Below are 16,465 nucleotides of genomic sequence, written 5' to 3'. Positions count from 1 at the left end.
AGAACCGGACTCCGTTCTCGTCAGCCGAGGCTCAGATGGAGAGAACCGGGCTCCGTTCTTGCTAACTGAGCCTCAGCTGAGCAGAACCGACTTCAGTTCTTGTCAGCTGAGCCTCAGCTGGGTTAAACCGGGGTCAGGGCGGATTGGCTGAGGGTCAGCTGGGGTATTGCAAGTTGAGCGAATTCGCCTAATAGGCTTCGCAATTCTACTTAATGAAGGTTTTGTTGTCTTAATTCCTGGAATTGTTGAAAATAATATGATAACATATTTAGTCTTTCATTGTATTTTAAAGTTCTATTACCTAGAGCTTTTGTGTATAGATTGAATTTACCGAAATATTGACGTTTGTAGTCACATCCAAGATATATTTCTTCAGGATTTATTTTTAATGATACTTGAGTGTTTCTTTGTCGTTTTTCTTTCTCTAATCCATTAATTGATATTGACATGTAAAATCCATCTGTATGTTGTCCAAATTCACAAACGATATATACCATTCTGCCAAAAAGATTTTCGTTTTCCATATCTACGCAGACTTCGGTTGTTTTATTTGAATCATCTATTATTCTATAGCATAGCTCTGATTTATTGTTTATGTATAAGGATATGCGACTTTGTTGGTCATTTTTTGCATAATCAAAAATGTACTGTTTTTCAGAATCTTCCTTTTTTAATATTCGAATCACCATATGAAAAGAAAAACCCGGAAGGTCTTCTGATAAAGCATATTCGTTTGAATATTCATTTTTGAGAACCTTTAAAATATCATCATAGGTAAGAATGTCAATTTTGTAATGTATTCTGCGACAAAATTGATGAAGTTTATTTTTATCGATAGAATTATCACGACCAATAATTATTTTGATGTCAAGATCTTCTTGAATATTTATGTTGTAAGACTGATTTACCTTTTTTCTGTTTTCAGGATTTCTAGTGAAATACTGTTCATATATAATAGTTTGGCTAATGTAATTCTCGACTTCAGCGGTAAATCTTTCTCTGTACTTATTCGTATCAACAATTAGTTTTTTGTCACATGCTGTTTTAATCTCGAATATCTCAAACAAACCTCGAATTGTTTCAACAATAAAATCAGGTTCTGGTTGTAGTTCAGTATACTCGTCTTTGGGTAATTTTCTCTCACTATTCTTTGTGAAAGAGTGAAATTGTTTATATCCTAATAATTGAAATACGATTGGATTGCTTTCAAAGAATTCTTGGAAATCTTGTTCAGGAATATCGTCACTATTAAGTAGTTGTTCAAGCCAGAAAATTGCTTGCTGAAGATCGTATTTATGAGAGTTCATATTCATTGAGGTTTAATGTTTGTCCTGTAAATTTCAGTAATAATATTATGATGAACAAATATATTAGCTATAAACGCAAAAAGGGAAGCCAAACCCAAGTTCGACCTCCCTTTCATATCCTAATCCGACAAGCGGCCTAAAGCCGCTGTCCGGTTAATTATTTCCCCATCAGATAGCTCTTGAAACCGGCAAAATCCTTGCCCAGTTCAATGCTCTGTTTGGTACCTTTCATAAACTCCTGCAACTTTTGCGGGATCTCCACTTTCTCACCGATGATGTTTTCCACCGTTTCGAGGAATTTGGCCGGGTGAGCTGTTTCGAGGAACACGCCGGTTTCACCCGGTTGGAGCTGTTCTTGTAGAGCTTTGTAACCGCAAGCACCGTGCGGGTCGAGCAGGTAGCCGGTTGCTTTGTAGGTAGCTGCAACCGTTTCAGCGATTTGCTCATCGTCGTAGCTGCATCCGCTGATCTCGCCTTTGATGGCTTCCCACGATTCACCGTACAGGTCAAGCACACGGGCAAAGTTACTCGGGTCACCTACGTCCATTGCGTTGGCAATGGTCGATACAGAAGGTTTCGGAGTGTAAACACCGGTGTTGAGGTAGTTCAGGAAGATGTCGTTACGGTTATTGGCCGCGATGAAGCGCTTGATCGGCAATCCCATTTTTTTGCCAAATAATCCCGCGGTGATGTTGCCGAAGTTTCCGCTCGGTACGCAAACTACCATCTCTTTCTCTTTACCCAGTTTTTTCAGTTGAGCGTAAGCGTAGAAGTAGTAAAACGCCTGAGGCAGGAAGCGAGCCACGTTGATCGAGTTGGCCGAAGTCAGGTTTAATTTAGCATTCAGTTCCTCATCCATAAAGGCCGATTTCACTAATGCCTGACAATCGTCGAAGGTGCCGTCCACTTCCAGAGCGGTGATGTTTTGTCCCAATGTGGTAAACTGGCACTCCTGAATAGGGCTCACCAGACCTTTCGGATACAACACATACACGTGAATACCTTCCACACCAAGGAATCCGTTTGCCACAGCGCTTCCGGTATCACCCGAGGTAGCCACGAGTACTTTTACATCTTTCTGTCCCTGTTTTTTGATGAAATAGCTCAACAAACGAGCCATAAAGCGACCACCCACATCTTTAAAGGCGAGGGTAGGGCCGTGGTAAAGCTCCAGACTGTAGATGCCTTCGCTCACGGGAACAACCGGAGCGTCGAAACTGAGGGTGTCATATACGATCGCCTTCAGGGTGTCAGCTTCAATGTCTTCACCGAAGAATGCATCGGCTACCACATAAGCAATTTCCTGAAAACTCATTTTGTCGATATTCTCGTAAAATTCAGTCGGAAGAGCTTTGATTTTCTCCGGCATGAAGAGGCCGCGGTCAGCAGCCAGTCCTTTTACAACGGCCTCTTGCAGTGAAGCCGGTGCTACTTGTTTGTTGGTACTGTAATATTTCATTTTGGTTTATTGTCAATGGTTGTAGAGACGTGGTATATACCGCGTCTATCGTTTAGAGACGCAGCAGGCCACGTCTGATGTATAGAGACGCGGCAGGCCACGTCTGTACAATTATCGGAATAATTCCTTCATAAATTCATCACCTTTCAGCAGGCCGTATGCGCCTTTTTCAGCGGCAAATTCATCATACACCTGTACATCGTCGGCTTTCTGGCCGGGTTTGTAGATGATGAATGGCACCGGAGAATTGGTGTGCGTTTTGATGCTGCATGGGGTCGGGTGGTCAGGTAATAATGCGATCGTTACCGGTTCGTCCCATTTTGCAGTCTCTTCGAGAATGGTTTTCACGCAACGGCTGTCGAGGAATTCGATGGTTTTGGTTTTCAATTCCACATCCCCTTCGTGACCGGCCTCATCGCTTGCTTCGATATGTAAGAATACGAAATCCTTCGTTTTCAAAGCCTCGAGAGCAGCGGCTGTCTTTCCTTCGTAGTTGGTGTTCCAGAGACCGGTAGCGCCTTCCACGTTGATAGAATCCAGTCCGGCATATACGCCGATACCTTTGATCAGATCTACAGCCGAAATAACCGAACCACTTTGTATTCCGAAAACCTCCATCAGGGTTCTCATTTGAGGCTTATAGCCCGGTGACCACGGCCAAATGCTGTTAGCCGGATCTTTACCGGCTGCAATGCGCTTCAGGTTTACCGGATGGTCAGCTAAAAGTTTCTGTGATTTGAGGATAAGCTCGTTGAGGAGGCGTGCTGTTTCTTCTGCTTCGGGTGTTTCTGCTTCGATCATCACATCGCGGAACGGAGTTCCCGGCACATCGTGCGGAGGAGTGCATTTGAGGGCTTTGTTGCCGCCTTTTATTTTAAGCAAATGGCGGTATGATACGCCCGGGAAGAAGTTTGCCACATCACCGCCCAACTCTTTTTGTAAAAACAGGATAAGCTCTTCCGCTTCTTCATTAGAGATATGTCCGGCTGAGTGGTTTTTGATTTTATCGTTTTCGATGCAAATGATGTTGCAACGCATGGCCATTTCGCCGTCTTCAATGGGAATTCCCATGCTGGCAGCTTCCAATGAGCCGCGACCTTCGAATTCTTTTGCCACATCGTAACCCAAAACTGTCAGGTTGGCGATTTCACTACCCGGAGCAAAACCTTCGGGTACGCTACTGAACATCCCGCTGACGCCCATCGCGGCCAGCTTATCTATCGACGGTTTATTGGCAGCCTGAAGCGGAGTTTTTCCGCCCAGCATATCGATGGGTTCATCGGCCATCCCGTCACCAAGTATGATGATGTATTTCATTGATTTACAATTTAGTCATTTACCATTTACAATTGAATTAGCTAATTAGCTAATTTGCAAATTATCGAATATTCGCAATACTGATAATATCAGCAAATACCCCTGCAGCAGTAACGCTGGCGCCGGCACCGTATCCTTTGATGATCATCGGATATTCGTTGTAGCGCTCAGTGGTGATCATGATGATGTTGTTGCTGCCCTCAAGGTGGAAGAATGGGTGACTGTCATCCACTTCCTGTAATCCAACAGACGCTTCACCTTTTTCGAGTTTTGCCACGAAGCGGTAACGTTTGTTATCTGCTACTAAAGCTTTGCGACGTTCTTCAAATTCACCGTCAAGCTCAGAAACATTGTTCCAGAAATCCTCCAGGCTACCATCGAAATATTTCTGTGGAATAAAGAGGTTTTTCTTTACATCTTCCTGCTCAATCGGGTAACCTGCTTCGCGGGAAAGGATTACCAGTTTACGAATCACATCTTTACCGCTCAGGTCGATGCGCGGATCCGGTTCGGCAAATCCGGCCTCTTTAGCCATAACAATAGTTTTGCTCAAAGGAATTTCTTCGCTCAGGGTATTGAAAATGAAGTTCAATGTTCCTGAAAGTACAGCTTCCAGTTTGAGGATACGGTCACCGCTGTTAGTCAGGGCATTCATCGTGTTGATGATCGGCAGCCCGGCACCCACGTTGGTTTCGAATAAGAATTTGACGCCACGTAGGTTTGCTGTTTGTTTCAGCTCGGTATAGTTTTCGTATGATGATGAAGCAGCTACTTTATTGGCACAAACCACCGATACGTTGTGCTTCAGCAAATCGTTATAAACCGATGCGATGGTTTCGCTTGCCGTACAGTCAACAAAGACAGAATTGAAGATGTTCATCTCCAGAATTCCGCTTATGATAGATTCGGGAGTTGCGGGTGCCGTAGCGGTTGCAAGTTCCTCTTTGTAATTTTCCAGATTAATACCTTCACGTTTGAACAGGCAATGTTTCGAATTAATCAGTCCGACAACGTTGATTTTGAGTGACTTTTCTTTCAAAAGTTTCTCTTGCTGTTTCTGGATTTGTTGCAGTAAATTACCACCTACCAGTCCGACACCGGCCACGAAGAGGTTGAGTTCCTGGTAATCTGACAGGAAGAAGCTTTCGTGAATGACATTCAACGCTTTTCGCAGGCTATCCAGGCGGATGACGAAGGAAATGTTGGTTTCGGAAGCACCTTGTGCGCAGGCAATCACATTGATACCGTTGCGTCCCAGAGTGCCGAACAGTTTTCCGGCAATACCCGGAGTGTGTTTCATGTTTTCACCAACGATTGCTACACAAGCTAAATCTTTCTCAGCTTTGATATCGTTGATTTCACCGATAGATATTTCATGCTCAAATTCTTCTTTCAGCACTTTTACGGCCAAATCGGCATCGGCATTGCGAACCCCGAATGAAGTGTTGTTTTCTGATGCAGCCTGAGATACCAGGAATACACTGATTCCCGATTTTGCCAAAGCACGGAAAATGCGGAAGTTCACCCCAATAACGCCTACCATACCTAATCCCTGCACGGTAATCAGACAAGCATCGTTGATCGAGGAGATACCTTTGATAGCTTTCTTTTTATCTCCCACCATGTTGCGGGAAATAAATGTACCCGGCGCATCCGGATTAAAGGTGTTTTTGATAATAATCGGAATATTCTTGTGATAAACCGGGTAAATGGTTGGAGGGAAAATTACTTTCGCTCCGAAATTACAAAGCTCCATGGCTTCAACAAAGCTCAGCTTGTCAATCACGTAAGCATTACTGATGATGCGGGGATCGGCAGTCAGGAAGCCGTCCACATCCGTCCAGATTTCCAGCATCTCTGCCTGAAGCGCTGCAGCAACGATAGCGGCAGTATAGTCAGAACCTCCGCGGCCCAGGTTGGTTATTTCGCCGGTAACGCTGTCGGTGGCGATAAATCCGGGGATCAAAGTGATTTGTGGTAATTCTGTAAAAGTTTCTTTTACCAGTTTGTTGGTAAGGCCAAAGTTGCAGTTGTGTTTGCCAAACTGAGTGTCGGTTTTGATAAATTCCCGCGAATCGTACAGTTTAGCACCTGCAATTGCATTGCTTACGATAACCGATGACATCCGTTCACCGTAGCTAACGATCATATCGTTGGTTTTCGCCGAAAGATCACGGATCAGATAAACACCTTTGTATATGTTGGTCAGTTCATCAAGAAGCTCATTGACCTTCTTACGGGTTTCCACTTTCTTATCTGTCAGGACAACGCCTTCGATCACATTGTAGTGACGATTTACGATGGTTTCGATTTCCTGAAGATATGCTGAATCTCCAGCAACAGCCATACGTGCGGTTTTCAGTAACTGGTCTGTAATACCGCCTAATGCAGATACAACTATTATAATTGGCTCTTTACGAGCTTCCGCAATTTTTTTTACGTTCTGAATGCTTTCAATGGAGCCAACCGAAGTACCCCCAAACTTTAAAACTTTCATATGGTGTATTCTTTATGTATTTTAAAATAGAGTATAGCCCTGATGTCAGGGGAAACGATGTGACGGTACACAATACTGCTCCCGTTGCTGCCTTTTGCAACGTACCGCACAAATTGGATGTGATTGATTTGATTAGATAAAGACATGAATTACTGAACCCCCCAAGGGGTGGTCGTCGTAAAGAGCAGAGTATGTGCTGTGAAATTCATCATGTCTTCTGTTTTTTGAAAAGTGGTGCAATATTACTCAGATTTTCAGACATAACCTAATAAAATGGGAAATAAATGGCTGTAGAGAACAGAAACTCCGCTATTTAGAAATTAAAGTTACCTGTTAAATAGAAGGGCAGCAAACGATCATCCCTGATGATAAAGATTGATTTAAGAGGGAGCGAAGCAATGAAGAAGATTAACCTTTGTATATGTTTAAAACAGGTGAGTTTGAAGTGTTTGTGTGAATATAAATGTGATGTGTTTGAAAAAAATAGCATTTGTGGTGAATTATTTTGCTGTATTTGTAGGCTGTGACGAGTAAAAAATTTACATTTGGAGAATAAATGTTTAAAAAGATAGTGATATGAAAGTGATTGGTTTCAGTAAAACTCATTTAATCCTGAGTTTTTTGATGGTGGTGTTTTCCTTGAAAGCCGAAAAAGCACCTATGAAATTCGGGAAAGTAGATCAGGCTGATCTTCAAATGAAATCTTACCCGGCAGATACCAGTGCGGCCGCTGTGGTATTGTGCAATTATGGGTATTTTGATTCGAATAATCTTCAGTTCGTCCATCAGGTGAGAATTAAAATTCTGAAGGAGGAAGGTAAATCCTGGGGAGATTATATTGCGCCGGCTGCTGAAAATGCTATGGTTAAAGGGCAAACAATTAATCTGGAGAACGGAGCGCCGGTAGTGACAAAACTGAAGAAGGAGTCGATTTTTATTGAAAAAATAACCAAAGGAAGATATCGCGCCCGGGTGGCCATGCCCAATGTTAAAGTCGGCTCTGTTATTGACCTGGAGATTTGCTATGTGGGTTTGCCATCCTACTGGCATTTTCAGGAATCCATTCCGGTACGGTGGAGTGAACTAGTGCTGGAACCCAATACTTATCTGACATTCCGGAAGAATTACTTCGGTTATATTCCATTGTCTATTTCGACGGATTATCGTTGGGCAACGCATGATGTTCCGGCTTTTAAATCAGAACCGTATGTGGATAATGCTGATAATTATTTAGCTCGTTTTGATATAGAGCTTTCAGCGATCAATATTCCCGGAGTTTATTATAAAGAATATGCTACTTCCTGGAATGCCGTGGCTGATGCCCTTCGCAAAGATGAGGATTTTGGTCAACGGTTGAGCGGTTTTTCAATTTTCCTAAATAGCCTGGAAAAACAGATAAAAACAGCAGCGTCTACTCCGGAAGGACGATTGGCAATGGCATTTAATGAAGTCAAGAAAGTAAAGTGGGATAAAAAGGAGTCAATTTGGCCTTCTTATTCGAGCCTGAGTTCTGCATTGAATAAAAAGGTGGGTAATAATGCGGATATTAACCTGATATTGGTGTTGTTGTTGCGTAAGTTGGATGTCGATGCGGACCCATTGGTGCTGAGTACTCGTGGAAATGGAGTGTTGCCTCCTTATTCCGTAAGTTTTGATAAGCTGAATTATGTGATTGCCCATGCCCGAATTGGAGAGCAGACCTATTTGCTTGATGCGACTGAAGAGAATCTACCGATGGGAATGTTGCCTGAACGGGATATTAACGGACGTGGGCTATTAATCAGCAAGAATGCTATCGAATGGATTGACCTTTCGACTACAAAAAAAGACAAATCGATTGCCATGCTTAACCTGAAATTAACTCCTGAGGGTGTGATGAAGGGAGAGTGGACTCGCTCAAGCTTTGATTATGCAGCACTTGAACATCGTAATAAATACAAAACGTTTGTTAGTCAGGATGAATATCTCAAATCTTTGGAAAGTAAATATATTGGGCTTTCTATTGATAAATATGAGCTTAGCGATATGGATAGTCTTTCCCGTCCAATGAGTGAGAAATTCTCTGTTGTTCTTAAAAACAGGGTTACTAAAACCAATAATCAAATCTATATCAATCCGATTCAATTTGAGAAATGGACTGAAAACCCATTTAAACTGGAAGAAAGACAATATCCGGTAGATTTTGTTACTCCGATTGAACGTACACAGGTATTTACTCTGGAATTGCCGGATGGATATCAGGTAGAGCAATTACCGCAAAATATCAGAGCCGCTTTGCCCGGTAATGTCGCCACACTGCAAATGCAATCATTGGTTAACGAAAAAACGGTGCAGGTTTTATTTAAGATGAACATCAATAAGCCTGTCTTTTTGCAGACAGAATACCTTGATCTTAAGGCATTCTTCGATCAGGTGGTGAAAAAACAATCAGAAATGTTGATCCTAAAGAAAGGGTGATGTTATGTTGAAGAAAATTATTTTTTCGGCGTTTGCATTAGGTGCAATTTTACCTGTGTCAGGAAAGGAATTGAAATATCCGGTAAGTGCGATTCCTCCGGCTTTGAAGGAAAATGCCCATACGGTCATGCGGCTTCAACAGCTGGAGCTGGAGATTAAATCGGAGAAGTCGGCGGTGTTGACGGTAACCGAAGTGAGAACAATCCTGAATAAAAACGGAGAGGATAACGGTCGTTTCGAGGAGACTTATGATCCGCTTCATAAGATAACTTATGTCAAAGGTCGGGTGTTTGACGAACAGGGTGCTCTGATTAAGAAGTTTGGCTATGATGATATTGTGGATCGAAGTTATATCAGCGGTTATTCGATGTATGAATCAAGCCGTATAAAATTAATTGACCCCAAGGTACAGACTTATCCTTACACGGTCGAATACTCTTATGAAATAGAGTATGATCATACTCTATTTCTTCCTGAATGGTCACATTATATGGAGAAAACATCATATGAGAATTCGTTTTTTGTTGTAAAGGCTCCTTCTGGGTTCTCGTTTAGGTATAAAGAGTATAATTTGCCCAAAGGGGTTGAAAAAACAACTCAAGATGGCAAAGATCTTTATAAATGGAGCTTAATGAATCAGAAAGCAAGAATTTATGAGCCAATGGCTTCATTAAAAACACCCTCATATCCTAAGGTTAGTTTAGCGCCTAATAATTTTCAAGTTGAAGGTACAATTGGAATGGCAACAACATGGAAAGATCTTGGAAGATGGTCTTCTGGCTTAATTGAAAAACGAGATGTTTTGCCTGAAGCAACAATTGCTAAAATGAAGGAGATAACATCGTCTTGTCATTCAGATTTTGAAAAAGTGAAGAAAGTCTATGAGTATATGCAGAGTAAAACGCGTTATGTAAGTATTCAAGATGGAATTGGCGGTTGGCAACCTTTTGATGCAACTACAGTGGACAGACTTTCGTATGGAGATTGTAAAGCATTATCTAATTATACAAAGGCGTTGCTGTCGGCAGTTGGTGTCAAAGCCTGTTATACTCGTGTGTTTGCAGGTTCGGAAAATGCATCTATAGATGCATCATTTCCCTCCAATCAATTTAACCATGTTATGCTTTGTGTGCCATTGACGAAAGATACCCTTTGGTTAGAATGTACCAGTCAGCGAAAACCCTGCGGATTCAATGGCGATTTTACGGATGACCGCGACGTGTTATTGGTCGATGGCGAGAATAGCCGGTTGGTTCATACGCGCGTTTATTCGGCTAAAGAGAATTGTGTGAGCCGCACTTCAAATGTAGTCCTGACCGATGAGGAATCAGGTGAGGCTACCGTGAAGGCAAATTACAGAGGGTTGGCAAGTGAGGAGATTGATCCGATCTATTATGCCGATGCCGTTGATAAAACGAAAAAGGTAACCAATCGCATTGAACTGCCTTCTTTCTCATTGCAAAGTTTCGATTATAAGGAGAATCGTGGACTTACCCCTTCTTATGACGAATCCCTGAAGCTTACCTTTTCTAATTACGTGAGGAAAATGGGAGATAACCTTTTGCTTCCAGTCAATTTCATCAATAAACTGAGCTCATTGCCGGAGAAAGTGCGGAATCGACAGACAGAAATGTGCATATCGCACTCTTATGTGGAAAGCGATACGGTGATTTATCAACTTCCGAAAGCTATGCAGGTAACCGGATTGCCCGATAAATCGGAGATTAAAAGCCAGTTTGGGAAATATTCAGCTTATACCGTTCAGAAAGGAAATACAATAACCTATTTCCGCCAATTCGAATTATATAAGGGGATTTTCCCGCCCGAAGCTTATGCTGATTTCCGGGATTTCCTGGAGCAGATTGCATCAAACGACGGAGCCGTTGTAAGCCTGAAAAAACAATCTTCAGTAACAGCCGCTCAGTAATACTCTTTCGAATTTAAAGTTTCTATATAGCCACAGTTGACATCTTTGCAAACAGAGATGGCGGCTGTGGCTATTTTTGCCTAATCCACTGTCTGTGAAAAATATCCACCTTTTCTGCCAATAAATCCACATACCAACATTGAAAGCGGCTCTACATTTGCATCATTGATTTTCTGCAAAAATAGAAGCAGGACTATCTCTTTCAAAAAGAATCTTTTATCCAGATATTCAATGAAAATGAATTTATCCAAAATTAGAGCTATATCGACTTTTGTCATTGCTTGTTTTAGCGGAATTGTATCCGCTACCACATACTATGCAGCACCCACAGGGACAACTACAGCCAGCGGTACAATAACCGATCCTTTGGCCTTCACAACAGCTATCAGTAAACTGAACGCTGGTGATATTTTGTATGTCAGGGGTGGTACCTATAGCTCGGGATCGCGGATTACGATTTCGAGGTCAGGGGCTTCAGGGAACCTGATTAAAATATTGGCTTATAACGGGGAGCAACCTGTCTTTGACTTCAGCGCTGAAGCTTATAGCAGTAGCAATCAGGGTATATTGCTGTCGGGCAATTATGTACAGGTAAAGGGATTTGTCGTACAGGGTGCCGGTGATAACGGGATGCAGGTGACAGGTAGTAATGATGTTATCGAATTTTGTACTTTCCGCTGGAACTGTGACTCCGGCCTGCAAATGAAAACAGGAAGCAATAACTATATCCTGAATTGTGACTCTTACGAGAATTTTGACTATAAATCAACGAATAGCGACGGAACTCCGAATTATGGGGGTAACGCAGATGGCTTTGCCGATAAACAATACACAAATACCGGAACCAACACCTACGAGGGATGCCGTTCATGGTCTAACGGTGATGATGGCTGGGATCATTACGAGCTGATCAGTAATACGATCTATAAAAATTGCTGGTGTTATGCGATGGCTCCTGCTCAGTTTGATATGACCAATCACATTCGTTACAATACGGATAAAACTTATATTGATGGGTTTACCAATCATATAATAACCAATTATGGAAATGGTAACGGGTTTAAACTGGGAGGGAATTATACTGCTCACAATGCAACTCTGACCAATTGTATTTCTGTTGGAAATCCGGTGAAAGGATTTGACCAAAATAACAATAACGGGACAATGACCCTATACAATTGTACCTCTTACAAAAACAAGTACAACTACGGGTTTTCGAATAGCAGTTACGGAACTTTGGTAATCAGGAATTGCGCTTCATTATCAAGTACCAGCTCCAACTCATTAAATTGTAAAACGGTAACGCAGGACCATAATAGCTGGAATACCGGTTTTTCGTGTTCTACTACCGACTTTCAAAGCCTGGAAGTGACTCAAATGTTATTACCCCGGAAAAGTGACGGTTCGTTGCCGGATATTACCTTGCTTCATCAGGTCGCGACCAGTGGTATGATTGATAAAGGTACGACTACCGGACTACCTTCTTATGTCACTTATTCAGGAAATGCGCCGGACCTTGGAGCTTATGAATATTCTGTTTCAACAGGTATTGCCGGGATTTCTTATGACTCAGGTATTATTGCATATTATTCACAGGAGAGTCGGAATATTGTAATCAAAGGGGCTGTTTCATCTATTGAGGTGTATAGCATTTCCGGTCAAAAGGTTTATTCAAAACCGGCATCTTCTGAGTATTTTTCATTGGATGCAAATGGATGGAACAATGGCCTCTATTTGCTAAAAATAGCATCGCAAAATGGCACTGTTACGGTGCGGAAGATATTGATAGGCTAAGAGCCTGTTTTAATTTTACCGAATCATTTTTTATAAAGGAGAGAGGTTTCCTTCCTTTGCTCCTTTTTCAGTCTCTTTTGGGCATATTTTTTACTTTCCCTCCTTGATTTAGCCCGCTAAATCTGCGGAAGTAAAGCAAAAAATCTACCTCAAAATAGTCCTGAAAAAGTATCGCAATAAAATTTGAATAGGCTCTAAAATAAGTGTGTTAATTTGGATAGATGGTTAAACAGTGGTGGCCCGGGACGGACGTGATGTTCGGCTCGGGTTTTTTTATACATGTCGGAATCGATGTTCATGAATACGGATAAACATTGATGTGCGGAAAAATATCTACTTTTGCATTTCCACATAATTGAAAGAAAACGTGAGAAATAAGCGACACGCAAATATTCTACTATATACGACATTAACTTTTGTGCTGATGTTTTCTGTGTTGCCGGCATTTGCCGGAATGAACGAACAATCACAGGGGGGGCAGTTTAATAATCCGCAATGGGCAAACGATATTGTCAAAAAAACGATTCAGCATAAGGAAGGTAACCGGTTGACCAGCCGTGATTATTACAAATGTGAGCGATACGAAAAGCTCAATATGGGCTGGATTAATCTTACTAAAGAAGAAAAACAGTCATTGATTCTTCGCTATTTTAAGTTCTTGTTTGAGAATACCGATTCGACGGATGTGAGCGGGAAACCGGTCGATTTTATCCTTTCGAAAGAGACCCTCGAAGATGATTATTACAGGAAAAGCACCAACACGAAACGGAGCGTTGTAAAGGGGGTGAACCGGGAGTGGGTTTACTCTTTGCTGCATGAGCAGGGGTTGCGGACGGTGATTACGGAATTCTTTAATGATTACTGTATTTACGATAATGAAATGACATTTCTGACCCAACATTTCGTGAGTCCTTTGTCATCGACGCTTTCGCAGGTTATGTACAATTATAATTGCTCGGATACCCTTCGCATTGACGGCGTATTGTGTTATAAGATTGATTTTATTCCGAAAAATGACCGGTTTCTGGCCTTCCGGGGGAGTATGTATATTGCCGGTGATTCGACTTATGCCGTAGCCCGGTCCCGTTATTTTATTTCCAATAACACCAATATCAATTACATCGATACAGTCGGTTTCAAGGAGGATTTTCATCGTCTGGAAGACGGGCTTTGGGTGCCGGTGCGCAGTGATGTCAGCCTTGAGATGAGCCTGTTCAAAATATTTACCCGAAGGATCAACTCTTACCGGTACTATCAGTTTAAGCCGGTTGCTCCTGCCATATTTGACAATACAGATCCGGTGACTTACAAGCAGGATGCCTGGAATAAGCCGGAAGATTACTGGACGGCTCACCGCCATTTTCCTGTAACGAATAAGGAGGAAAAGGCGAGAGCGGTGTTAACTTCTTATGTCGGAGGGAATGGCTCTGGCAGTTTGACCGGCTTTTTGCTGAGCGGGTTGTTTAAGAATTATTTTCCGTTTGAGAAGTTTGCCCTGGGTCCTGTTTTTTCATTTGTCAGTTCAAATGATATTGAAGGATTGCGCCTTCGTTTTGGAGGAACGACCACGGCTAAGTTTAATCCGCACCTGTTCTTTGAAGGATATGGCGCTTACGGGAAGAAAGACGAACGTTGGAAATATTCCATCAAGGCCATCTATTCTTTTCCCAAAAGAGCAGACCATCCCTACGAATATCCTGTAAATTCAATCAGCCTGTCCCGGCGGGAGGATTTGCGCTTTCCGGGGCAGGAATTGGTAAATATTGACAAGGATAACGTTTTCCTTTCGTGGCGGCGTTCTCCGCTGGAGCGGATGATTTTCGAGAAAAAGACCGAGTTACAGTACAAACGGGAGTATCTGAATGGAATTTCCTACAATATCTGGGTAAATAACCGAAGCTGGCAACCGGTGGGTGATATTGATTTCGTCCGTAGAAACAGTGATAAAAGCACTACTCCGGTTTCCTCTCTGAATACCGCAGAATTGGGCGGACGTTTTCGCTTGGCGGTAGGGGAGCGCTTTTATCAAAACCGCGGTTCGCGCATTCCGCTTTCCCGTTATTTCAGTGTATTTACCTTTTCCCATTCTTTCGGCATCAAAGGTTTTCTGGGAGGTCAGTATGTCTCTAACCTCACCGAGATGTCCATGCAACATGCGCAGAGCTTTGCCGCTTTCGGTTATGTGGATATGATGTTTAAGGCCGGCAAGCAATGGGCGCAGGTGCCTTACCCGCTGCTGATTATTCCGCAGGCAAACCAATCCTACCTTGATGTGCCGGAGACTTACAACCTGATGAATGAGTTTGAGTTTGTTTGTGATAAATACGCTTCTTTGTCCCTGGATTATCACATGAATGGGTTGTTGTTTAACTGGATGCCGGTCAATCGGGTGCTTAAGCTGAGAGAGGTGTTTTCCTTTAAATCATTGCTGGGGTCGTTGAGTAGTTTTAATAATCCGGCGGAAAGTTCAACGGTGCCTTGGCTTTTCCCGACGAAAACCACGACTTATGCTCTTAGCGAGAGTCCATATACGGAAGGCGGAGTAGGGATTGAAAATATCTTCAGCCTGTTGCGGATTGATTACGTGTGGCGATTGTCTCACCGGGATCATCTTAATATTGATAGATCGGGAATTCGCGTGGGATTGAAGGTGCAATTCTGATTTAGACTGTCCGGTTTTAAATGTTTTGAAGCTGTTCTGAAAAACAAATTGTTTTTGATACCTTTGCAATGAACATACAAATGACCTCTATTTACTAACATCTAAAACGAATTGATATGAAATTAGCAGTTATTGCTCACGATGGAAAGAAGGCCGAAATGGTTGGTTTTTTGAATAAGCACATCGACTTGTTGAATCAGAAAAATATTCAGATCATTGCAACCGGCACGACTGGAAAACATGCTGAAGCAGCAGGCTTGAAAGTGGAACGCCTCCTTTCGGGACCTCTGGGCGGTGATGCTCAGATTGCAGCGCAGGTAGCCGAAAAACAGGTTGACCTGGTGATCTTCTTCCGCGATCCACTGGATAAACACCCGCATGAACCGGATGTGCAGATGTTGATGCGCGTATGTGACGTGCACAATGTGCCTTTGGCTACCAACCCCGCTACTGCAACCCTGATGGTGAAGGGGATGATGAGCGACGAAGAGTAACTTATTGAAATAGAATATGAAGTGCCCGGTTGGAATGTTCTGGCCGGGTTTTTTATGCTTTGGATTTTGTCTTTAGAAAATGGATCGTTACCCGGTTGTTATTCTGATTTTCTGTGAATGTATTTATGAAAAATGCAATGTAGTTTAGTGTAAATATAAATTAGTCTCGAAAATATCTGAATTAACTCTGATTATATCACAATATGGTTATATAAAATAGTAGTTAGTTGAGTATAAGAATGAACGAATTAAGTATATATAGTATTTAGTTCAGATATATACCAATATATGTCTTATTCAGTATAAATCAATTTAGATTATTGATGAGTTAATTCAGCTTTTAAGTACCCATGTCCTTTTATTTATCCAAAATAATATACGAATAAATCGAAACAATTTGCTTTATTGTGGCGTTATAGCAATTCATTGCTGTCCCATTAAAATCTAAAAAAGGTCTTTGATATATTTGAAATTTAGTCAGTTATAGTCGTTTTTGAATTAAACGGATTTCAATTTGCACTTTTGCACTTCATAATACGATTTGCAAATGC

At 42.0% G+C, this 16,465-nt stretch carries 9 protein-coding genes; 5 read left to right on the top strand and 4 right to left on the bottom strand.

The window, feature by feature from the left end:
• Positions 1–209: 209 nt before the first annotated feature.
• The 4 genes from MLE17_RS15505 to thrA all read right to left on the bottom strand — a co-directional run bounded on the left by MLE17_RS15505 (position 210) and on the right by thrA (position 6,580).
• Positions 210–1,307: a Shedu anti-phage system protein SduA domain-containing protein gene (locus tag MLE17_RS15505; protein ID WP_243349637.1), complete on the bottom strand. Its 1,098-nt coding sequence runs from the start codon at positions 1,305–1,307 to the stop codon at positions 210–212.
• A gap of 157 nt (positions 1,308–1,464) precedes the next feature.
• Complete coding sequence (thrC, locus tag MLE17_RS15500; protein ID WP_243349636.1) at positions 1,465–2,766, bottom strand: threonine synthase; 1,302 nt, start codon at positions 2,764–2,766, stop codon at positions 1,465–1,467.
• A gap of 111 nt (positions 2,767–2,877) precedes the next feature.
• Positions 2,878–4,083 carry a cofactor-independent phosphoglycerate mutase gene (locus tag MLE17_RS15495; RefSeq protein WP_243349635.1) on the bottom strand — a complete coding sequence of 402 codons (1,206 nt, stop codon included), beginning with the start codon at positions 4,081–4,083 and terminating at the stop codon, positions 2,878–2,880.
• A 61-nt stretch (positions 4,084–4,144) separates the two neighbouring features.
• The gene (gene thrA, locus MLE17_RS15490) at positions 4,145–6,580 is read right to left on the bottom strand and encodes a bifunctional aspartate kinase/homoserine dehydrogenase I (RefSeq protein ID WP_243349634.1); all 2,436 of its coding nucleotides are present in this window, start codon (positions 6,578–6,580) and stop codon (positions 4,145–4,147) included.
• A 576-nt stretch (positions 6,581–7,156) separates the two neighbouring features.
• Between thrA and MLE17_RS15485 the strand changes: the two genes are divergently transcribed.
• From MLE17_RS15485 to MLE17_RS15465, 5 genes are all read left to right on the top strand, one after another.
• Positions 7,157–9,037 carry a DUF3857 domain-containing protein gene (locus tag MLE17_RS15485; protein WP_243349633.1) on the top strand — a complete coding sequence of 627 codons (1,881 nt, stop codon included), beginning with the start codon at positions 7,157–7,159 and terminating at the stop codon, positions 9,035–9,037.
• 4 nt (positions 9,038–9,041) lie between these two features.
• Positions 9,042–10,964 carry a DUF3857 domain-containing protein gene (locus MLE17_RS15480; RefSeq protein ID WP_243349632.1) on the top strand — a complete coding sequence of 641 codons (1,923 nt, stop codon included), beginning with the start codon at positions 9,042–9,044 and terminating at the stop codon, positions 10,962–10,964.
• 237 nt (positions 10,965–11,201) lie between these two features.
• Positions 11,202–12,758 (top strand): right-handed parallel beta-helix repeat-containing protein, encoded by a 1,557-nt coding sequence (locus MLE17_RS15475; protein WP_243349631.1) that lies wholly within the window; start codon positions 11,202–11,204, stop codon positions 12,756–12,758.
• A 424-nt stretch (positions 12,759–13,182) separates the two neighbouring features.
• Positions 13,183–15,420 (top strand): DUF5686 family protein, encoded by a 2,238-nt coding sequence (locus MLE17_RS15470; RefSeq protein ID WP_243349630.1) that lies wholly within the window; start codon positions 13,183–13,185, stop codon positions 15,418–15,420.
• Positions 15,421–15,536: 116 nt separating this feature from the next.
• Entirely contained in the window at positions 15,537–15,914 is a 378-nt protein-coding gene (locus MLE17_RS15465; protein ID WP_243349629.1) for a methylglyoxal synthase, read from the top strand.
• Positions 15,915–16,465 lie beyond the last annotated feature (551 nt).

The sequence above is a fragment of the Parabacteroides sp. FAFU027 genome (assembly GCF_022808675.1).
Taxonomy (GTDB): Bacteria; Bacteroidota; Bacteroidia; order Bacteroidales; family UBA7332; genus CAXXIC01.
This window is presented reverse-complemented; position numbering and strand designations above follow the sequence as displayed.